At 57.5% G+C, this 21,245-nt stretch carries 18 protein-coding genes and 1 riboswitch; of the genes, 12 read left to right on the top strand and 6 right to left on the bottom strand.

From position 1 onward, the window contains the following. Positions 1-33: 33 nt before the first annotated feature. From RTU96_RS00910 to dapA, 4 genes are all read right to left on the bottom strand, one after another. A complete protein-coding gene (locus RTU96_RS00910) occupies positions 34-1,566 on the bottom strand; it encodes a sodium/proline symporter (protein WP_312634411.1) in 1,533 nt (510 codons plus the stop codon). Positions 1,567-1,710: 144 nt separating this feature from the next. Further along, complete coding sequence (gene dapD, locus RTU96_RS00905) at positions 1,711-2,406, bottom strand: 2,3,4,5-tetrahydropyridine-2,6-dicarboxylate N-acetyltransferase (RefSeq protein WP_312634409.1); 696 nt, start codon at positions 2,404-2,406, stop codon at positions 1,711-1,713. 69 nt (positions 2,407-2,475) lie between these two features. Beyond that, positions 2,476-3,192 carry a 4-hydroxy-tetrahydrodipicolinate reductase gene (dapB, locus tag RTU96_RS00900; RefSeq protein WP_312634407.1) on the bottom strand — a complete coding sequence of 239 codons (717 nt, stop codon included), beginning with the start codon at positions 3,190-3,192 and terminating at the stop codon, positions 2,476-2,478. After that, a complete protein-coding gene (gene dapA, locus RTU96_RS00895; protein WP_312634405.1) occupies positions 3,189-4,076 on the bottom strand; it encodes a 4-hydroxy-tetrahydrodipicolinate synthase in 888 nt (295 codons plus the stop codon). The genes dapB and dapA overlap by 4 nt, the downstream gene beginning before the upstream one ends. 109 nt (positions 4,077-4,185) lie before the next feature. Then, positions 4,186-4,351: riboswitch (Lysine riboswitch) on the bottom strand. 244 nt (positions 4,352-4,595) lie between these two features. Here dapA and RTU96_RS00890 point away from each other — a divergent pair. From RTU96_RS00890 to RTU96_RS00875, 4 genes are all read left to right on the top strand, one after another. Beyond that, complete coding sequence (locus tag RTU96_RS00890) at positions 4,596-5,276, top strand: response regulator transcription factor (protein ID WP_312634404.1); 681 nt, start codon at positions 4,596-4,598, stop codon at positions 5,274-5,276. Next, entirely contained in the window at positions 5,273-6,262 is a 990-nt protein-coding gene (locus tag RTU96_RS00885) for a sensor histidine kinase (RefSeq protein ID WP_397356229.1), read from the top strand. The genes RTU96_RS00890 and RTU96_RS00885 overlap by 4 nt, the downstream gene beginning before the upstream one ends. Positions 6,263-6,434: 172 nt before the next feature. Further along, complete coding sequence (locus RTU96_RS00880) at positions 6,435-7,202, top strand: ABC transporter ATP-binding protein (RefSeq protein ID WP_312634401.1); 768 nt, start codon at positions 6,435-6,437, stop codon at positions 7,200-7,202. Next, positions 7,195-9,198, top strand: a complete 2,004-nt coding sequence (locus RTU96_RS00875; protein WP_312634399.1) for an FtsX-like permease family protein — start codon at positions 7,195-7,197, stop codon at positions 9,196-9,198. The genes RTU96_RS00880 and RTU96_RS00875 overlap by 8 nt, the downstream gene beginning before the upstream one ends. A 101-nt stretch (positions 9,199-9,299) precedes the next feature. Here the strand turns inward: RTU96_RS00875 and rny are convergent, their stop codons facing one another. After that, complete coding sequence (gene rny, locus RTU96_RS00870; protein ID WP_312634398.1) at positions 9,300-10,847, bottom strand: ribonuclease Y; 1,548 nt, start codon at positions 10,845-10,847, stop codon at positions 9,300-9,302. A gap of 216 nt (positions 10,848-11,063) precedes the next feature. On the opposite strand from rny, the gene RTU96_RS00865 reads away from it, so the two are divergent. From RTU96_RS00865 to RTU96_RS00830, 8 genes are all read left to right on the top strand, one after another. Continuing rightward, entirely contained in the window at positions 11,064-12,293 is a 1,230-nt protein-coding gene (locus RTU96_RS00865) for a class I SAM-dependent rRNA methyltransferase (protein WP_312634396.1), read from the top strand. A gap of 97 nt (positions 12,294-12,390) precedes the next feature. Next, positions 12,391-13,785, top strand: coding sequence for an asparagine--tRNA ligase (gene asnS / locus RTU96_RS00860; protein WP_312634394.1), 1,395 nt, complete (start codon positions 12,391-12,393; stop codon positions 13,783-13,785). 283 nt (positions 13,786-14,068) lie between these two features. Further along, entirely contained in the window at positions 14,069-14,953 is an 885-nt protein-coding gene (locus RTU96_RS00855; protein ID WP_312634393.1) for a YihY/virulence factor BrkB family protein, read from the top strand. 70 nt (positions 14,954-15,023) lie between these two features. After that, positions 15,024-16,256 (top strand): aminopeptidase, encoded by a 1,233-nt coding sequence (locus RTU96_RS00850; RefSeq protein WP_312634392.1) that lies wholly within the window; start codon positions 15,024-15,026, stop codon positions 16,254-16,256. An 18-nt stretch (positions 16,257-16,274) separates the two neighbouring features. After that, on the top strand, positions 16,275-16,757 hold the full coding sequence (locus RTU96_RS00845; RefSeq protein WP_312634390.1) for a gamma carbonic anhydrase family protein: 483 nt from the start codon (positions 16,275-16,277) through the stop codon (positions 16,755-16,757). A gap of 85 nt (positions 16,758-16,842) precedes the next feature. Continuing rightward, the gene (locus tag RTU96_RS00840; RefSeq protein WP_312634389.1) at positions 16,843-18,108 is read left to right on the top strand and encodes an AI-2E family transporter; all 1,266 of its coding nucleotides are present in this window, start codon (positions 16,843-16,845) and stop codon (positions 18,106-18,108) included. 102 nt (positions 18,109-18,210) lie between these two features. Continuing rightward, positions 18,211-18,753 (top strand): GNAT family N-acetyltransferase, encoded by a 543-nt coding sequence (locus RTU96_RS00835; RefSeq protein ID WP_312634386.1) that lies wholly within the window; start codon positions 18,211-18,213, stop codon positions 18,751-18,753. Between the two features lie 312 nt (positions 18,754-19,065). Beyond that, the gene (locus tag RTU96_RS00830; RefSeq protein ID WP_312634385.1) at positions 19,066-19,608 is read left to right on the top strand and encodes a CarD family transcriptional regulator; all 543 of its coding nucleotides are present in this window, start codon (positions 19,066-19,068) and stop codon (positions 19,606-19,608) included. A 143-nt stretch (positions 19,609-19,751) separates the two neighbouring features. Here RTU96_RS00830 and RTU96_RS00825 read toward each other — a convergent pair whose 3' ends face one another. Next, positions 19,752-21,149: a sodium-dependent transporter gene (locus tag RTU96_RS00825; RefSeq protein WP_312634383.1), complete on the bottom strand. Its 1,398-nt coding sequence runs from the start codon at positions 21,147-21,149 to the stop codon at positions 19,752-19,754. Between the last annotated feature and the right edge of the window lie 96 nt (positions 21,150-21,245).

Below are 21,245 nucleotides of genomic sequence, written 5' to 3'. Positions count from 1 at the left end.
AATGCTCCGTCGTCCGTCAGGGGCAGCAGGTCGTCACAGGGCCTTCACGGCGTCGAAGTCGTCGGTAATCTCGTGGCCGGGAGCGCGAGTTGCAAGGCTGACGATGACGATGAAGACACAGGCAGTCAAGAATGCGGGCAGTAGCTCGTAGATGTTCCATGCACCGCCCAGCGGCCGCACCAGATACTTCCACACAAAAACCATGGTGCCGCCGGAAATCATGCCCGCCAGCGCCCCCTGCCAGGTACCCCGCTTCCAGAACAGGGCAGACAGGACCACAGGGCCAAAGGCCGCGCCGAAGCCCGCCCACGCAAAGGACACAATGCCGAATACGGAGCTGTTGGGGTCCCGCGCCAGAATCATGGAAATCAAAGCAATCCCCAGCACCGTCATTCGGGCGGCAGCCACCTTTTTCCCTTCGCTCATTTTCACATGGAAGCACTCATCCAGCAAGTTCTGAGACACGCTGGAAGCCGCCGCCAGAAGCTGAGAGTCGGCAGTGGACATGGTGCTGGCCAGAATCCCCGCCAGCACCACACCGGCAAGCAGCGCCGCGGGAATGCCAAAGGTGGACAAAAGGCCCGACAGCCGCACGACAATGGTTTCGGAGGCGGAGCCTTCCAAAAACCCGATGCCGCCCGCCACGGTGACGCCATAGCCAACAATGCCGATAAAAATGGCCACTGCCATGGAAATCACCACCCACACGGTGGCGACACGGCGGCTGAGGCTCAGCTTCCGCTCGTCCTCAATGGCCATAAACCGCAGCAGAATGTGGGGCATTCCAAAGTACCCAAGACCCCAGGCCGAGGTGGAGATAATGGTAATCAGGCTGTACGGAACGGCGGCGTTTTCCGCCCGGCTGTGGCTCAGGGCCATGCTCAGATAGCCGGGGAGCGCCCGGGCGTTGTCCATCACCACGTCCAGTCCCCCCGCAGCGTTCACGCCAAACAACAGTACAATCAGCAGGGCCACGGTCATGACAATGCTCTGAATAAAGTCGGTGGTAGAAGCGGCAAGGAACCCGCCCATGGTCGTGTACGCCACGATCACGATACCGGAGATGATCATTGCCGCCAGATAATTCACGCCGAACAGGCTGTTGAACAGCTTCCCGCAAGCAGCAAAACCGGAGGCAGTGTAAGGAATAAAGAAAATCAGGATTACCACAGCGGAAATTCCCGTGAGCAGCCGCTTTTCATCCCCAAAGCGCTTGGAGAAAAACTCCGGAATGGTGATGGCGTTCAGCTTATGGGTATACAGCCGGATGCGGCGAGCCACAATCAACCAGTTGAGATAGGTGCCCAGTGCAAGACCCACGGCAGTCCAGCCCGCGTCGGCCACGCCCGTGAGATACGCCACCCCCGGCAGGCCCATCAAGAGCCAACTGCTCATATCGGAGGCCTCGGCACTCATGGCCGTGACCAGCGGGCCAAGCTTTCGCCCGCCCAGATAGAAGTCATCCGTGGTCTTGTTCTTTTTAGAACAGGCCGCGCCGATGGCCACCATCGCAATCAGATAGACGAGAATTGAAATAGTAATGCAGATATTCGCTGTATTCAGCATAGTTTCCAGTCTCCTTTGCACACAAGTGCTCTATAATATATCATATTTCCCTCCAAAAGGGAATACAAAATCCCGCATAAAAACGTTTTTATGCGGGATTTCATCAATATGATCAATTTGTCCGGGGTTGAATATCTTTTGCGGTCACAGCCTTCGCAGCGCGTCCACCAGAGCGGTTTTCCCTTCGGTCTTCTCGTCCTTCATTTTGACAATTCGGGCGGGACAGCCTGCCACCACGGCGTTTTCAGGCACATCTTCCACCACCACCGCACCTGCGGCCACCACGGCGTTTTTCCCTATACGGACACCCTCAATCACCACGGCGTTGGCGCCCACCAGCACGTTGTCCTCCACAATCACAGGCGTTGCGGAGGCAGGCTCCACCACCCCGGCCAGCACCGCGCCGGCCCCAATGTGGCAATGCGCGCCCACCGTGGCCCGTCCGCCCAGCACCGCGCCCATGTCAATCATGGTACCGGGGCCGACAATGGCGCCGATATTGAGGATAGCCCCCATCATGATCACTGCACCCTCGCCGATCTCCACCTTTTCGCGGATAATGGAGCCGGGCTCGATGCGCGCCGGAACGTTCCTTGTGTCAAGCAAAGGCACGCCGGAATTTCTCCGGTCGTTTTCCACCATCAGATCAATCATCTTGGCGCGGTTTTGCTCCAGAATGGGGCCCAGCTCCCCCCAGTCGCCAAACACGGTGTAGCTCCCATTAGACCCGAAGACTTTGGCGGAGCCAAAGTCCACCGGACCTGACATATTCACGTAGACCTTCACAGGGGTCTTCTTCTCAGAATTTGAAATGTAGTCAATAATTTCCTGCGCGTTCATTGGTTTTAATTCCTTTCTATCGGCTTCCCGCGTATCTTGCGCGGAATCCGCACTGTCAGGTTAAAATTTTTATTGCCCGAACAGCAGGTCCTCAAGAGCATAAAACCCCTTGGGCCTTCCCGTCAGCAGACCCGCCGCGTGAAGCGCTCCGTTCACAAAAATCAGGCGGCTTGCGGCCCGGTGGGTTATGGACAGTTCCTCATCCGGGCCAAAGAAAGAAACCGTGTGAGTCCCCGCCACGGTGCCGCCCCGCAGAGCGTGAACCCCGATTTCCTTTGGGGTTCGCGCGCCGGTGTTTCCCTCCCGCCCATAGACGGGGGTATATTCCCCGGCCGGGTCGATGGCGGAGAGAAGCAGCTTCGCCGTGCCGCTGGGTGCGTCGGCCTTTTGATTGTGGTGAATTTCCTCAATCTCAATGTCAAACGCGGGCTTCAGCGTGTCGGAAACCTGTGTCAGCGCCCTGCGAAACACCGCGATGCCGAGAGAGAAGTTGGCGGCGTGGAGCACCGGGGCGGCGGTTCCCAGAGCGCGAAGCGCCTCCATTTCCTCGGACGTGTAGCCCGTGGTGCCGGAGAGCAGGGGTGTGCCGGTACGGCGGACGTAGGCTCCAATCGCGCCCAGCGTCTCCGGCCGGGAGAAGTCGATGGCCATATCCGCCGCCGGAAGGGCGGCGAGCTGTGCAAGGCTTTCCCGGTCTAAGGCGGCGACTACCTCGTGGCCCAGCTCCGCAGCCCGCTGCTCCAGCAGCTTCCCCATTTTCCCATGTCCGATCAGTATGAGCCTCACAGCAGACCCGCCTCTTGCATGGCGGCTTCCAGCTTCTTCTTGGCTTCTTCGCTCATTTCATAAAGGGGCAGACGCATGGGACCGACATTCAGACCCATCAGGTTCATGGCGGTCTTCACGGGAATGGGGTTGACCTCCAAAAACAAATCGTTCATCACCTGCAAATACCGCAGGTGCTGCGCAAGCGCCTTTTCCCGGTCGCCATGGAGAAATTCCGTGACAATTTCGTGGCACTCCTTGGGCATCACGTTGGCGTACACGGAGATCACGCCGCTGCCGCCGATGGCAAGCAGGGGGATGGTGATGTCGTCGTTTCCGGAATAGAGCGCAAAGTCCGGCCCAATGCAATGGGCGATTTTCATTGCATAGCTCATATCGCCGGAGGCTTCCTTGATGGCGGCGATATTGGGATGCTTCGCCAGCCGCTCCACCACGGACACGGGGATGGAGCAGCCTGTGCGCCCCGGAACATTGTAGAGAATGCAGGGAATCTCCACCGCGTCTGCCACGTCGGCAAAGTGGTGATACATGCCCTCGGCATTGGTCTTATTGTAGTAGGGTGTAATCAAAAGCAGCCCGTCGGCCCCCATAGCCTGATAGCGCTTTGCATTCTGCACCTGCGTAGCGGTGCAGTTGGAGCCGCTGCCCACCACCACCGGCACCCGTCCGTTGATGGTTTTCAGCGCGTGGGCCACCACCGCGTCGTCCTCCTCGTGGGTCATGGTGGAGGATTCTCCTGTGGTTCCGAGAACCAGAATGGCATCCGTCCCGGCGGCAATCTGCCGCTCCAAAAGCTGGGTCAAAACCTCAAAATTGACGCTCCCGTCGTCGTGAAACGGCGTAACCGTGGCCACGATTGAACCTTGTACATGATCGAATTTCATAGTGTTTCCTCCATACGTTGATTGTTTAAGCAACAAAAAATCGGCAGAGAAAACGCTCTCTACCGACAATCGCCCCCACACCAACCTACAAGCGTGCGGAAGTACCCTGTGAGCAGATAGCGCACCCGCGGTTTCCCGCGGACAGTCCCGGAGATGTTCTCCCCGGACCCACCAAAGCGGCATACCTGCCGGTTCAGTTCGGCGAAATCGCTTCCGCTGCGATCGTTGCCTGTCGACTCCCGCAGCGCCGTCTCATTCGCGCCTCTATCCTATTGGGGTTATCATAGCATCTTTCAAGCCCGGATTCAAGAGCAAGTTTCTGACCCAAAGAGGAAAAATCCACAAAATTCTGCGGCGGGCGGACAAAATGTGAAGCGTTGCGCTAAATTTGGAAATAGATTATACTATCCTCTGAAAACCTGAATTTTATCAAACGCGTCATTCCGGCGCGGAATACACAGCGGTTTTCCGTTTCAAAAGCACCTGTGAAACGGGCAAGCGCATAGGGAGGTACGGAATTTGAACGGTTGCCGTATTTTAATTGTGGAGGACGACCCGGTGATCTCCGGCGCCATGGAAGCGCACCTTGAAAGCTGGGGCCACCGGGTCATCCGGGTTGGCGATTTCCAGAATGTGATGGCGGAATTTGCCGCCGCAGCGCCGCAGATGGTGCTTTTGGATGTGTCCCTTCCATTTTTCAACGGATATCACTGGTGCACGGAGATTCGGCGGGTGTCCAAGGTCCCGATTCTGTTCATCTCCTCCGCCGGGGATGACATGAATCAGATTATGGCCATGAACATGGGCGGAGACGATTTTCTGGCAAAACCGTTTGATTTAAGCGTCCTCGCCGCCAAGGTGCAGGCGCTGCTGCGCCGGGCCTATGATTTCGGAGAGCCAGCCCAGCTTTTGTCCTGCGGCGGGGCGGTTTTGAACGTGTCCGACGGGACGCTGACCGCCGGGACGGAAAAGCTGGAGCTGACCCGCAACGAGCTGAAAATTTTACAGATGCTTTTGGAAAACCGGGGCCGAATTGTCAGCCGCGAGGGTTTGATGACCCGACTGTGGGAATCTGACGCGTTTGTGGATGAAAACACCCTGACGGTGAACGTGGCCCGGCTGCGCAAAAAGCTGGAGGCGGCGGGCCTTGGAACATTGATCCGCACGAAAAAGGGCGCGGGCTATCTGGTGGAGGACTGAACATGCTGCTGCAATATCTGAGACGGCAGTACAAGCTGCTGCTTTTTCTGGCGGCGTCCGCCGCCATTTTTGCCGGGGTTTTGTCGCTGTATGCATACCCCGCCGAGGCGGTGGGGTACGCCGCGCTTTTATGCATCGTGCTGGGCCTATTATTTTTTGCCGTGGGCTATGTCGGCTTTCTCCGCCGCCATAAAGAGCTTGAACAGTTGAAGAAGGCCGTTTATGAAACGGTGCTGCCCCTTCCCCACCCCCGCAGCGCGCTGGAGGCGGACTATCAGTCGCTTTTAAACGCCGTATGCGCCCATCGTGCCAAGCTGCTGACGCAGAGCGAAAACAGCCGTCAGGATTTGCTGGATTATTACACCCTCTGGGCCCACCAGATTAAAACGCCCATTGCCGCCGGGCGGCTTTTGCTTCAGTCCGGCGGAGAGACGGACCGCGAGGCCCTGTCGGCAGAACTTCTAAAAATCGAAGAGTATGTGGAAATGGTTTTGGGATATCTGCGGCTGGACAGCGACACAACGGATTATGTTCTGCGCCGCTGCGAACTGGACGGAATCATCCGGGCAAGTCTGCGCCGGTACGCGCGGCTGTTTATTTTGAAAAAACTGACGCTGGAATTTCACGAGACAAACCGCACGCTTATGACGGATGAAAAATGGCTGAGCTTTGTGCTGGGGCAAATTTTGTCCAACGCCATCAAATATACCCCCGAGGGCGGCACCGTCCGCATCTATCCCGACGGCGAAACGCTGGCCATCGCGGACAATGGCATCGGCATCCGCCCGGAGGACCTGCCCCGGGTATTTGAAAAGGGCTTCACCGGCTATAATGGCCGGGAGGACCGAAAAGCCACCGGCATAGGCCTTTACCTCAGCCGACGGGTTTTGACAAATCTGGGCCACGGGATTACCATTGTCTCCCGGCCCGGCGTGGGGACCATTGTGCGTCTGCTGCTGCACGAAGGGCGGCAGGTGGCGGAATAACCCTTGCCCTCCAAATGGGACGGATCGCTTTTGCTATCCGCTCCAGGGGCTTCAAGTCGGCTATACGGGCAAACTTACAAAAATGTAAGCTTGCGGGCGAAACTGTAAGGAAATTCAATGGCAGTGCCGCAAGCGCTTTGTTAGGATGAGAGTATGAAAAGGAGGAGTTCATATGTCGCTTCTGGAAGTATCTCATCTGCAAAAAATCTATACCACCCGCTTCGGCGGAAATCAGGTGGAGGCATTGAAAAATGTCAGCTTTTCCGTGGAGCCCGGAGAATACGTGGCCATCATGGGGGAATCCGGCTCGGGAAAAACCACGCTTTTGAATATATTGGCCGCGCTGGACAAGCCCACCTCCGGAGAGGTTTTGCTGGCGGGCAGAGCCGTCTCCGATATTCGAGAGCGGGACATGGCCGCTTTTCGCCGCACAAATCTAGGGTTTGTGTTTCAGGATTTTAACTTGCTGGACACCTTTTCCTTGCAGGATAACATTTTCCTCCCGCTGGTGCTGGCAAGGCAGGAGTTCGGTGAGATGGAAAAGGCGTTGAAGCCGCTGGCGGAGCAGCTTGGAATCCGGGACATTTTAAGCAAATACCCCTATGAGGTTTCCGGCGGACAAAAGCAGCGCTGCGCCGTGGCGCGGGCGCTGATTACAAATCCCCAAATCATTCTGGCGGACGAACCCACCGGCGCTTTGGATTCCCGGGCCTCCGACCGGCTGCTGGATTTGTTCGGAGAGATCAACGGAGGCGGGCAGACCATTTTAATGGTGACGCACTCCGTCAAGGCCGCCAGCCATGCCCAGCGGGTTTTGTTTTTACGGGACGGAGAGGTCTATCACCAGCTCTATCGCGGAGAAAACACCCGGGAACAGCAGTTTGGCCGCATCTCCGACACGCTGACAGTGCTGGCGCAAGGCGGTGAGGCAAATGAGTAAGGGGCATTTTTACCCGAGGATGGCGCTGGTCAATCTGGCGCGGAACGGAAAATTCTACATTCCCTACCTTCTCACTGTCATCGGGACGGCGGCGGCATATTACATTGCGGTGGCCCTTGCAAACGCGCCCGATTTGCCCAACAGTTCCCGATACATGTACCTCTCCGTGTTTATGAGCATCGGCACCTTTGTGATCGCGGTTTTTGCAGTGATTTTTCTGACGTATACCAACAGCTTCCTGATGAAGCGGCGCAAACGCGAGCTGGGGCTTTACAATGTTCTAGGCATGGGTAAGCGGCACATCGCAATCGTTTTGGGCTTTGAAGCGGCTTATACCGCCGCCGCGGGCATTGTGGGCGGCGTGCTGCTGGGGCTGCTGCTGCAAAAGCTGGCGGTTTTGCTGCTGTGCCGCCTGATGCAGATGGACATTGCATACGGTTTTTACGTATCCGGCGAGGGAATCGTCGGAACGGCGGTACTGTTTGGAATGATAGTGCTGTTTAATCTGCTGCTCAATCTTCGCCGTATCCACGTTCAGAACCCCACCGAGCTGCTGCGGGAAAGCAGCGCCGGAGAACGGGAGCCGAAGACCCGTGTCATCACGGCATTGATCGGCATTGCTGCGCTGGGCGCAGGGTATACCATCGCCATCACCACCCGGTCCGCCATGGCGGCGCTGGGCATGTATTTTGTGGCGGTGCTGCTGGTCATCATCGGGACGTACTGCCTGTTTACCGCCGTGAGCATCGCGGTTCTAAAGGCCCTGCGGGCCAACAAACAGTATTACTATCAAATTAACCATTTCATCGGCGTTTCCGGAATGCTGTACCGCATGAAGCGCAACGCCGTGGGCCTTGCCAACATCTGCGTGCTTTCCACCATGGTGCTGGTGATGATTTCAGGCACGCTGTCTCTGTATCTGGGAAGCGAGGCGGCGCTTGAAGAGCAGTTCCCCGGAAACCTGCGGGCAGAGATTCAGTATGACCCGGTGAAGGATTCCCCCTTTGACCCGCAGGCGCTTTATAAAACCGTGGCCGAGCAGCTTGGGGCAGAGGGCGTCTCCGCCGCGCCCGTTTCCAGTTACGGATATCTCTCTTTCGGCGTGCATGAAGACAAAGGTGCGCTGGAGGTAAAAAGCGATATGTCTGGCGTCAACAACATGGTCTGCGCCATGGCCCCCGCTGATTATGCCGCCGTCACCGGTAAAGAGGCCCCGACACTTTCCAACGGCGAAATGCTGCTGTATGCAGACGGAGCGGGGCAAAAGCAGAGTCTAACCTTCCGGTTTTTCAATGCCGATGACCTGACGCTGACAGCGGCGAAGCCCGATGCACAGTATCCTGCCCCACCCGAATTCCAGCCCTCGGCGGTAGATGTGCTGTACATGGTGGTGTCCGACGAGGTGCTTGACGCGCTGTATAACGGCCAGCGGGCCTCTCTGGGCGCGCAGGACGCGGAGCCCATGCAGTGGCGCGGCTTTTGGGATGTGGACGAGGGCGCGGTACAACCCAACGAGCTGGAGCAGACGATGGATTTCACCGGCACGGGAGACTGGGCCCGGCTGGACTTTGAAACCAGAGAGAGCTTCGGGCAAAACTACTACTCCCTCAACGGCGGCTTTTTCTTCCTCGGTGTGTTTTTGGGAACCATCTTCCTGATGGCCGCCGTCCTGATTATCTATTACAAGCAAATCTCCGAGGGCTATGAAGACCGAGAGCGATATCTTGTGATGCAGAAGGTAGGAATGGAGCTGAAAACCGTTCGTCGGTCCATCAACTCTCAGCTATTGGTGGTGTTTTTTGCGCCTCTGGCAGTGGCGGCGGTTCATGTGGCGTTTGATTTCAGTCTCATGACCCGGCTGCTGACCCTGTTTTCCCTGCACAACGGACCGCTGGTTCTGGGGTGCACCGCGGGGACGCTGGCGGCGTTCGCGGTGATTTACGCATTGGTTTACCGCGCAACAGCCAAGGCTTACTATGAGCTGGTCAGCGCCTAATCTCATTTTTTTAAGCAGCAAGGTTTTTTAAGTTCTTCCATGAAGCCCGTTCAGCGGAACTAATTAAAAAGCCCCCGGCCGTCTGGCCGGGGGCTTGCTTGTTACTTCGCGTATTCCACTGCTTTTGTCTCGCGGATCAGATGGACCTTGATCTGTCCGGGGTATTCCATCTCTTCCTCGATCTTCTTAGCCAGATCCCGGGCCAGAATCACCATCTCGTCCTCGGAAATCTGGTCAGGCTTCACCATCACGCGGACCTCGCGTCCCGCCTGAATGGCAAAGGACTTTTCAACGCCCGGATGGCTGCCGGTGATTTCCTCAAGCTGCTGGAGACGCTTGATGTAGTTCTCCAGATTCTCACGCCGCGCGCCGGGGCGGGCCGCGGAAATCGCGTCCGCCGCCTGCACAAGGCAGGCCACCACCGTATGGGCCTCCACGTCGTTGTGGTGGGCCTCGATGGCGTGAATGATGTCTTCTTTTTCCTTGTACTTCCGGGCAAATTCCACGCCCAGCTGCACATGGGTGCCCTCCATCTCGTGGTCCACGGACTTGCCCAAATCGTGCAGCAGGCCCGCCCGCTTGGCGGCCTGCGCGTCCGCGCCCAGCTCCATCGCCATCATACCGGCAATGTGGCTGACCTCGATAGAGTGCTGCAAAACGTTCTGACCATAGCTGGTGCGGTAATGAAGCCGGCCCAGCATCTTCACAAGCTCAGGGTGCAGATTGCGCACGCCGGTTTCAAATACGGCGCGCTCGCCCTCGGCCTTAATCACGGCGTCCACTTCCCTGCGGGCCTTTTCTACCATCTCTTCAATGTGAGTGGGGTGAATGCGCCCGTCGGAAATAAGCTTTTCCAGCGCCAGCCGGGCAACCTCCCGGCGAACCGGCTCAAAGCAGGAGACGGTAATGGCCTCCGGCGTGTCGTCGATAATCAGGTCCACGCCGGTCAGCGTTTCGATGGTGCGGATGTTGCGGCCCTCGCGGCCGATGATGCGGCCCTTCATTTCGTCGTTGGGAAGCGCCACCACGCTGACGGTCATTTCCGCCACAGAGTCCGCCGCGCAGCGCTGGATGGCCTGCGCCACCACCTCGCGGGCACGAATGTCGCTTTCCTCTTTCATGCGGGCTTCCACTTCTTTGATTTTCAGGGCGGTTTCGTGCGTTACTTCGCTCTCCACCTGCTCGATCAGATAATGCTTTGCCTCCTCGGCGGTGAAGCCGGAGATACGCTCCAGCACCTCTGTCTGGCTGCGCTTGATGGTCTTGATTTCCTCAGTCTCCCGGTCCACCTGCTGGTGCTTCTGGGCCAGGGCGTCTTCCTTTTTCTCAATGGCCTCGGTTTTGCGGTCGAGGTTTTCTTCCTTTTGCTGTAAGCGGTTTTCCTGCCGCTGCAGTTCGGACCGGCGTTCCTTTACTTCCTTCTCATGTTCGCTGCGGTTTTTCAGGATCTCTTCCTTTGCTTCCAACAGGGCTTCTTTCTTCTTGGTTTCTGCACTTTTTATCGCCTCGTTGATGATGCGCCGTCCCTCTTCTTCGGCGCTTGAGATTTCCCGTTCGGATACCTGCTTCCGGTAGCGAATACCGAGAGGGAAGCAAACCGCGCCGCCGACCACCAGCCCCGCAAGGACTGAAATGATGATCTCCGTCACAATGGTTTACCTCCTGAATTTTCGGTGTTTGTATGCGAGAAAATTTTGGAAAAATCAGCGGCTTTAAAACTGCCGATAAGAATCCTTTTTTAGTTTAATCGTTTGCCGCTCCCCTGTCAAGAAAAAATGTATAAACTTTCACCGGATATAGCGTTTTTTCAAAAAATGTGCTACACTCGAACACGAAATGCGGAAAACGGAAATGAGGATACGCTTATGAAAACGGAGAGAATCTATCCAAGCGCCACCATCACGCCCAAGGCGGAGGCCGCCCTGCTCCGGGGCCACCCGTGGGTTTACGGCGAGGAAATCACCGCCCTGCGCGGCGCGCCGGAGAACGGGGCTCTGGTGGACGCGGTGAGTCAAAAGGGCCGGTATCTGGGAACGGGAGTTTACTCGGAACAGTCCAAAATCCGAATCCGCCTTGTCTCCCGCAACGCCAACGACGTTTTTGACCGGGCATTCTGGGAGAGGAAGCTCCGCTGGGTCTGGGAATACCGAAAAACTGTGCTGCGGCCGGAGGATTTAACCTGCTGCCGCCTTGTGTTCGGCGAGGCCGATGGCTTTCCCGGGCTGACGGTGGACAGGTTTGGCCCGCTTCTCGCCGTGCAGATTCTCTCCGTGGGGATGGAGGTGCGCAAGGAGTTGCTGCTTCCCCTGCTGGTGGAAATTCTGCGTCAGGATGGACAGGAGATTACCGGAATCTATGAGCGCAACGACATGGCCCTCCGGGAAAAAGAGGGGCTCACGCAATACAAGGGCTGGTTCCCCCTGCCGGGGGAGACGCCGCCGGAGTCCGCCGTGACAGAGATTGTTGAAAACGGCGTAAAGTATCTGGTGGACGTGGAAAATGGTCAGAAGACCGGCTTTTTTCTGGACCAGAAGTTCAACCGTCAGGCGGTAGCCCGGCTTTCCAAGGGACGGACGGTGCTGGACTGCTTTACCCACACCGGCTCCTTCGCCTTAAACGCCGCCATGGGCGGCGCGGCCCACGTCACCGCCGTGGATGTGTCGGAATCGGCGGTGGAGCTGGCGAGAGACAATGTGCGCCGCAACGGGCTGGAAAACGTGGTGGCGTGCGTCCGGGCCAACGTGTTCGATTTGCTGCCGGAGCTTGAAAAACAGCCCCGGAAATACGACTTCATCATTTTGGACCCACCGGCGTTCACGAAATCCCGGGCCACGGTGGCAAACGCCATCACCGGCTATAAGGAGATCAACTACCGGGCCATGAAGCTGCTGCCCCGAGGAGGATATCTCGCCACCTGCTCCTGCTCTCACTTTGCCACCCACGAAAAATTTGAAGCCATGCTGCAAAGCGCCGCCCGGGACGCAGGGGTGCAGCTTCGGCAGGTGGAAGCGCGTCAGCAAGGGCCGGACCATCCCATTCTTTGGGGCGTGGAGGAGACGGACTATCTCAAATTTTACCTGTTTCAGGTGATTTGAGGGAAAGCGACTTGTAAACCGCCGAAAAAGCGCGTATAATATTATTCTATATTTAAATGATGCCGTTCCGGCAAAAATGACAAAACGGGTGAACGAAATGAGTATGACAAAAATCGCGGCAATTTTTGCCGACAGCGAGGTTTATTCCGGCAAGGAGATCACCGTGGGCGGCTGGGTCCGCACCGTGCGGGACATGAAGAACTTTGGCTTTGTGGAGCTGAACGACGGCTCCTGCTTTAAGAACTTGCAGGTGGTGCTGGACACGGCAGCTCTTGCCAACTATGCGGAGATCGCGTCCCAGAACGTGGGCGCGGCACTGATCGTCACCGGCACGGTGGCCCTCACGCCGGAGGCCAAGCAGCCTTTGGAGCTGAAGGCCGTCAAAATTGTGGTGGAGGGCACCTCCACCCCGGAGTACCCTCTCCAGAAAAAGCGCCACAGCCCGGAATTTCTCCGCACCATCCAGCACCTGCGGCCCAGGACGAACCTGTTCTCCGCCGCCTTCCGGGTGCGCAGCGTCGCGGCCTTTGCCATCCACGAGTTTTTCCAAAACCGTGGCTTCGTCTATGTCCATACCCCCATCATCACCGCCAGCGACTGTGAGGGCGCGGGCGAGATGTTCCGAGTAACCACGCTGGACCCCGAGAATCCGCCCCGCACCGAGGACGGGCAGATTGACTATTCTCAGGACTTTTTCGGAAAGCCCGCCAACCTCACGGTGTCCGGTCAGCTCAACGCAGAAAACTTCGCCATGGCCTTTGGCGACGTGTATACCTTCGGCCCCACCTTCCGGGCCGAAAACTCCAACACCCAGCGCCACGCCGCCGAGTTTTGGATGATCGAGCCGGAGATGGCCTTCACCGACCTCAAGGGCGACATGGACGTGGCGGAGGCCATGATTAAATTTGTCATTCGACGTACCATGGAGCGCTGCCCCCAAGAGATGGACTTTTTCAACAGCTTCGTGGATAAGGGCCTTAAGGAGCGGCTGGAGCATGTGGCCACTTCCGACTTTGGCCGCGTGACCTATACCGAGGCCGTGGAGATTTTGAAGGAGCACAACGACCAGTTTGCCTACAAGGTGGAGTGGGGCACCGACCTTCAGACGGAGCACGAACGGTATCTGACGGAGCAGGTGTTTAAAAAGCCCGTGTTTGTCACGGATTATCCCAAGGAAATCAAGGCGTTTTATATGCGCATGAACGACGACGGAAAAACCGTTGCCGCAACAGACTGTCTGGTTCCCGGCATCGGCGAAATTATCGGCGGCAGCCAGCGCGAAGAGCGGCTGGACAAGCTGGAGGCCCGCATCCGGGAGACGGGTATGGATCCGCAGGATTACTGGTGGTACTGCGATCTGCGGCGGTACGGCTCCTGCAAGCACGCAGGCTTCGGTCTGGGCTTTGAGCGGATGGTGATGTACCTCACCGGCGTGAGCAACATCCGGGATGTGCTGCCCCATCCCCGCACCGTGGGCAGCGCAGACTTCTAAAAATTAAAATGAGCGGGGCGTAATACGCGCGGCGGAGGGCTTTGCCTTCCGCCGTGCCTTGTTTTCCGCCTACAATGTACTTCAATTCTCAGCGGCCTTAATAAAGCACAAAAAGCGCCACTTTTCGTGCAGAATGGCAGGGTAGAAAATAAAAATGCCGGTGGACGGCGGCGGAAAATCATGGTAAAATTACTGAAACGGCCCGCATTGCGCCGCCGCCGTCATATTTTTACCGAGCCGGTAAATACTGTCATGGTATCGTACCATGTGAAGGGGGGGCGCTGTGAGCAAGCCAAATCTTCCGCCGCTGCCGAAAAACAAGCTCTGGCGCGGCCTGTATCTGCTGGTGCGTCGCTATTTGCGGCACAACGTGTCCATTCAGGGCGCGGCGCTGGCGTTTTACCTTTTATTTGCGATTTTCCCCATGCTGATTTTTGCCAGCTCTCTGCTGGGACTGCTGCATCTGGACGTAGGTGCCATCTTAAAGGACCTTGGGGAATTTCTGCCCAAGGTAGCGGTGGACTTCATCGGCGTGTACCTTGTCCACGTGCAGGCCAACGCCAATGTCCGGCTGCTGCTGTTTGGGCTGGTCTTTTCCATTTACTTCCCCATGCGGGCGGCAAACACCCTGATGCGCTCCGTGCGCACGGCATACCATTTGGGCCCGCCCCGCCACGCAGCGGCGCATTTTGTGCGCACGCTGGTTTACACGATTCTATTGCTGCTGGCACTGGCGCTGACGCTGGTGCTGATGAGCGTGAACAACACCGCGCTTTCCTACGCGGTGGAAAATTTTCACCTGCCGCCTTTTGCTGCAAAGCTGTGGGCCACGCTTCGGTTTCCTCTGGTGGCGGTGGTGGCGTGCTTCGCCCTTCTGGCGCTTTACGCCATCACGCAGGACGCCCGCCAGCCCTGGAGAAACCTGCTTCCCGGCGTGGTGTCGTCCCTTGCGGGGTGGCTGGTGCTGTCGGGCATTTACGCCGTCTACATGGAGCGCATGGCCAACTATTCCCTGCTGTACGGCTCCATTGGAACGGCCATGGCCCTTTTGGTGTGGATGTATATGAGCGCCACCGCGCTGATTATGGGCGCGGAGCTGAACGGGACCCTTATCTCCCTGCGCAGGGAGGGAAAGGACAGCTTTTCCTTCGAGCAGGAAGATCCATAAAGTAATTAAAAACCCAAAATGAAGTGAGCAAGTCCCGGTGCGCCGGGCCTGACGAAAGGATGGATGCAGATTGAAGCACGAGGAAAAATTGATGGAATACGCCGCGCTGCTGATTCAGGTAGGCCTGAACGTGCAGAAGGGGCAGACGCTGATTATCTCCACCCCGGTGGAGTGCGCATGGTTTGCCCGGATGTGCGCGGAAAAAGCCTATGACGCAGGCTGCCGCGAGGTGGTGGTCAACTGGAACGACGACGCGCTGGGCCGGATGAAGTATCTGCGGGCCGAGGAGGACGTGTTTGACTCCGTTCCCCTGTGGCGGCGGCACTTTTTTAACGACTATGCCATGGAGGGGGCGGCCTATCTCGCCATCTCTGCCGGCGACCCGGAAAACCTCAAGGGCGTGGATTCGGGCCGGGTGGTCCGGGCCCAGCGGGCCGGAGGGCAGGCGCTGCGGATGTTCAACCGCCTGCAAATGTCCGGCGGCTTTCCGTGGTGCATCGCGTCTATTCCCATCCCCTCCTGGGCCAAGCGGGTGTTCCCCAAGGCAACGGAGTCCGAAGCAATGGAGCGTCTGTGGGACGCTATTTTTGCCGCCGTGCGCATCAGCGGAGACGGAAGCGCCGTTGAAAAATGGCGGGAGCATCTTGCCACGCTGGCGCGGCGCAGAGAAACGCTGAATGCGCTGAACTTTAAGTCCCTGCACTACAAAAACTCCCTTGGCACAGATTTGACGGTGGAGCTTCCCGAGGGCCACGTCTGGGAAGCGGGAGACGACGTGACCCTGAAGGGCCAGACCTTTATCGCCAACATTCCCACGGAGGAGCTGTTTACCTCTCCCCTGAAAACCGGGGTAAACGGCGTGGTCTACGCCTCCATTCCTCTGGTAAACGACGGAAATATCATCGACGGCTTCCACTTTGTGGTGAAGAATGGAAAAATTGTGGAGGCCCACGCCCAGCAAGGTGAGGAAAACCTGCGGGCCGCCATTGCGGTGGACGAGGGCGCGTCCTATTTCGGCGAGGTAGCGCTAGTCCCCTACGACAGCCCCATTTCCAACCAGAAAATTCTGTACTACAACACCCTGTTTGACGAAAATGCCGCCTGCCACATTGCCTTCGGTGAGGCATATCCCTGCCTGAAGGGCGGGCATGAAATGAGCCGCGAAGAGCTGACCCGCCGGGGCCTGAACGACTCCATCACCCACGTGGACTTTATGGTGGGGACGCAGGATCTGTCCATCGTGGGCACCACCCACGCAGGAGAGGAAATCCCCGTGTTCGTAAACGGGAATTTTGCCATATAAAATAGAGAGGACATCCATATGCCTTATCAAAAAAGAGAGACGGATCAGGACGTTTTAATTGCTGAGGGCGCTGTTGTGACCGGGAACGTGACCTTGGGCAAGGGCGCCAACATCTGGTATTACGCTGTGCTCCGGGGGGACTGGGGCCCCATCAAAATCGGGGAAAACACCAACATTCAGGACCACTGCGCGCTTCACGACGAGACGACAGTGGGCAGCGGCTGCACCGTGGGCCACGGGGCCATTCTCCACGGCTGCACCGTGGGGAACAATACCCTTGTGGGCATGGGCTCCGTGCTTCTAAACGGGGCACGGATTGGAAACAACTGCCTTGTGGGGGCGGGGGCGCTGGTGTCCGGGAAAATGGACGCGCCCGACGGGTCATTGATTCTGGGCAGTCCCGCAAAGGTCGTCCGGTCCCTCACGCCGGAGGAGATTGAGGCCAACCGGGAAGAGGCGCAAAGCTATCTGACGGCGGCGGAAAACTATCGTAGGAGCTGACGCTTTGGCCCATCCTATTTTATAAGTCGGAACCCGGTCAAGCGGGCGGAGCCTTGCCCCGCCCGCTTTTTCAAAAGGAGTAGCTATGGAGTTTCATAAGAAAAACGTGTGGACGGTGGCTGGCGCGGCCTTTGCCGTTCTGGCGGGGTATTGGGGTCTGCAAAATCTGACGCTGCTGGGCGGGGCGCTGGGGGCAATGGTTTCTCTCATCGCGCCCTTTCTGCTGGGCTGCGCCGTGGCGTTCATTCTCAACGTGCCCATGCGGGCGGTGGAGCGGCGGATGGGCAACGACAAGCGCACCGCAAAACTGCGCCGCCTCGTGGCTTTTTTGCTGACACTGGCGCTGGTGTCCGGGGTATTGGCGCTTGCAAGCCTTGTCATCGTCCCCAGTCTGGGGGATGCGGTATCCTCCGTCTCTCAGCAGGCACAGACGTTTTTTACCCGGCTGCCAGAGATGCTCTCGACGCTGGAAACCCGCCTGCCGGAGCTTGAGACGGCGCTTCAAACGCTGGACATCCAGTGGACCACTCTGTCCGCCAAGGCGCTGGAGCTGCTGCGTGATTTGGGCGAGCAGCTGGTAAATACGGGCGTTGGCGGCGTGCTGGGCGGCATGAGCTTCGTGGGCAGCGTGGTCAGCGGCGTGAGCACGTTTTTCATCGGGCTGGTGTTTGCCGTCTACCTGCTTCTTCAAAAGGAAAAGCTAGGGCATCAAATTCGCCAGATTCTCTACGCCCTGCTGCCTGAGCGGGCGGCGGACCGGATCTTGTCCGTGGCCGACCTTGCAAACCGCACATTTTCAAACTTTCTTTCCGGCCAGTGTCTGGAGGCAGTGATTCTGGGCTCCCTGTTCATCGTGACTATGCCGATTTTTAAGATGCCCTATGCGGTTCTGGTGGGCGTGACGGTGTCGCTGACGGCCCTGATTCCCATTGTGGGGGCATTTATCGGCTGCGCCGTGGGCGCACTGCTGATTCTCTTGGTAAATCCGGTGCAGGCGCTTTTGTTCATCGTGCTGTTTCTGGTCATCCAGCAGATCGAGGGAAATCTTATCTATCCCCATGTGGTGGGGTCTTCCGTGGGGCTTCCCTCCATTTGGGTGCTGGTGGCGGTCATCTTAGGCGGAAAGCTAATGGGGATTCTGGGAATGCTGGTATTTATTCCCTTGTGCTCGGTGCTGTATGCCCTGTTCCGTCAGTTCGTAAAGGACCAGCTGGCGGAACGAAAAATTTCGCCCTCTAAGCTGCGCCCCCAAGCCCCGCTGGCTCCGCCGCCCGTTCCGCCGGTAAAAAAGCGCCCATCCAAACCCGGAAAACTTAAGAATCCGCAGTCTGACGGGCAGAAGCCGCTTTAGAACACTTGCCTCCACCGGTGCAGCGCTATGTTTGGTCCATCTCTGCGCGGATTTTGGCAGACTTTCAGGGATATCCCATTAAAAACAAAGGAGCAAACAGAGATGATTCGACTTGCACAGGCGCACGATCTTGATCGGGTGGACGCACTTTACCGGGCGCTGCTGGACCGCGAGGATACGGTACGCCATACCAATTGGCAGAAGGACCTCTACCCCACCCTTGCTCATGCCAGCGCGGCGTTTGAGCAGGGCACGCTGTATGTGGGAGAGGAGGACGGCGCGCTGTTTGGCTGCGTAATTCTCAACCAGATTCAGCCGCCGGAATACGCCGGTATTCACTGGAATTTTCAGGCCGCACCGGAGGAGGTCATGGTCATCCATACCCTTTGCATCCACCCGGACTTCGCGGGTCAGGGAAAAGGGAAAGAATTTGTGCACTTCTGCGAGGGGCACGCCCGGGCAAAGGACTGGCCTGTGATCCGGCTGGACACCTACGAGGGAAATTCCCCGGCCTGCCACCTGTACGAAGGGCTTGGCTATTCTTACGCGGGAGAGACGCGGTTTCACTTCCAAAGTGTGATTTGGGAGACGCTGAAGTGCTTTGACAAGCAGGTCGAATTCAAAGGTGGAAGCCGTCTATCCTGACGCCCGGCGGCCAGATTGGCCGCCCGTCTGACCCGAAAATTGCCCGTCAGGGACAGGTTTTAAAATTATTTGTAAAAAACCCCTACCATTTCTTCAAAAAATGTGCTATAATATATAAATATAGATTACGCGGTCCAGCAGCCGAGAAACTCGGCCGTTGGACCGGCGCGTTTTATCGTGGGAGCGATTAAGCGCAGTTGAGTCCGCGGGCCGCGCCAAAAAGGCGTGGCCCGCGGCGGAAAAATAACGGAAGTTATTTTTCTCGGCATTTCGGCAGGCGCTTTGTGCCTGTCGGCGGGAAGCGGAGGAGCTATGTTTCAAAAGGAAGATCTTGTGGTTTACGGACGCACGGGTGTGTGTCGGGTGGAAGATATCACCCAGCCGGACTTTTGCCGGAGCAAGCCTGGAGAGCTGGATAAGCTCTACTATGTGCTCAGCCCCCTGTATCAGGACGGGACGATTTACGCACCGATAGAAAATTGCAAGGTGCCCATTCGGCCTATCCTGACAGCAGAAGAGGCGGATGATCTGGTGGACGCGATTCCCGCCAGCCGGGCGCAGGCCTATTACGGCGGCAGCACCCAAAATCTGCGGGACCATTACCAGACGCTTCTGCAAACCAGCGATTGCCGCGATCTTTTGGAGCTTGTCATCTCGATTTACTGCAAAAAGACGCATGTGGAGGAGACGAAGCGAAAATTTGGGGCTGTGGACGAACACTTCATGAAGCAGGCAGAGCAGCTTTTGGGTGGCGAACTTGCCGCCGCACTGGACGTTCCGGTGAGTGAAATGCTGGACCGCATCGCCGCGAAGCTGCGGACCCGGAAATCCGTCCCCGCACAGGAGCTTGCATAAGCGAGAAAAGCCCTCCCACGGCAGCGGCACAGCCCAATTTTTGGGGATACCTTGTCAAAGCACAGGTGAAAAGATGAACAGAGGGCGGCGCCGTTTCTCGGCGCCGCCCATTTTTTGAAAAGAGTGTTGAATCACCGGGGAGATCAGCCAATGCCGCCAAACCCAATGCCCAGAACAAAGCACAGAAGGCACAGCGGGACAAATACGTACTTGCCAAAAGAGTAGAACCACTTCATGATGGGCTTTTCGCTGCCCAACTGCACCGCCTCCACAGCGACATCCTTCTTCATGACCCAGAAGAACATAAACCCGGCAGTGAAGGCGCCCAAGGGGCACAGGTAAATGGACACCATATCCATCCACTGGGAGGTCCAAGGCTGGATGATCAGAGAGACTACCAGACCGAAAATGTGGATTACGGCGGTGGCGGTCAGGCGCTTCATGTGCAGCTTTTCCTGCAACATTGCCACGGGCGTCTCAAAGAGATTGATAATGGAGCTGATGCCGGCAAACAGGACCGCGACATAGAAGAAGATGCCGATGATCCGGGAGATGCCGCCCATGCTGTTGAAGACGGGCAGGATGTAAATAAACAGCAGGCCGGGGCCACCGTTGCCCAGATCCGCGCCCACAGTCGCCATGGCGGGAATAATGATCAGCATGGCCAGTAGGGCCGCGGAGGTGTCGAACACGGCGCACAGGGCGGCAGACTGACGGATTTTCACGTCCTTGCCAAGATAGGAACCGTAGATGACGGAGCCGGAGCCTGCCACGGACAGGGAGAAGAAGCACTGACCAAAGGCAAAGACCCAAACCTCCGGGTTCAGCAGGCCCTTGGGATCCAGAGTGAAGATATACCGATAGCCGTCGCCGGTGCCGGGGATGAAGATCATGACGACCGCCAGAATAATGAACAGCACATACAGGGCCGGGATCATAACCTTGCAGGAGGCCTCAATGCCGCCGGACACGCCCAGGATCATAATGAGGAAAGACACTGCGATGGCAACGATAATCCAGAAGTTATTGGCGCCGCCGGTCGCAAAAGTCATCTTGATGGCTTCGGGGAGCGTCGCCGCCTCCGGAGCCACCGCCCCGAAGGTACTGCCGATGACGTTCATGTCCTGACCCATGGCCACCAGCTCGCCGGTGAAGGCCATCTTGGCGTAGTAGAACACCCAGCCCATGATGACCGCATAGCCGGTGCCCAGGCACAGCGAGGCAAACACAGGGACGCTGCCGATGAGTTCGCCAATTTTTTTGGACCTGCCGCCGTTTTCCATGGCCTTGCCGAAGGAGCCCACGGGACCGTAGCCGGACCAACGGCCCAGAGAGAACTCCTCCATCATACCAGACTGGGAAATGATGAACGCAAAGATGAAATAGGGGATCAGGAAGGTCAGACCGCCGTAGCGGGAGACCAGCATGGGGAAGCGCCAGACGTTGGCCATGCCCACACAGGAGCCGACGGCCGCCATGATAAAGCCCCACTGCGACTTAAAGCCATCTTGCTTTTCTAAAGTTTTTGAGTTTTCTGCCATTATTGTCCCTCCATTCGTTGTATATCGGTAACCCCGGTTCCTCACAGAGCGGGGGCCGCCTTCCTGGCTGGACCGGACTTCCGACCGGCCTCTTTG

The organism is Oscillibacter sp. (assembly GCF_032018205.1).
In the GTDB taxonomy this organism is placed as follows: Bacteria; Bacillota; Clostridia; order Oscillospirales; family Oscillospiraceae; genus Oscillibacter.
Note: the sequence above shows the minus strand (reverse complement) of the source record. Positions and strands in the feature narration are given on the sequence as shown.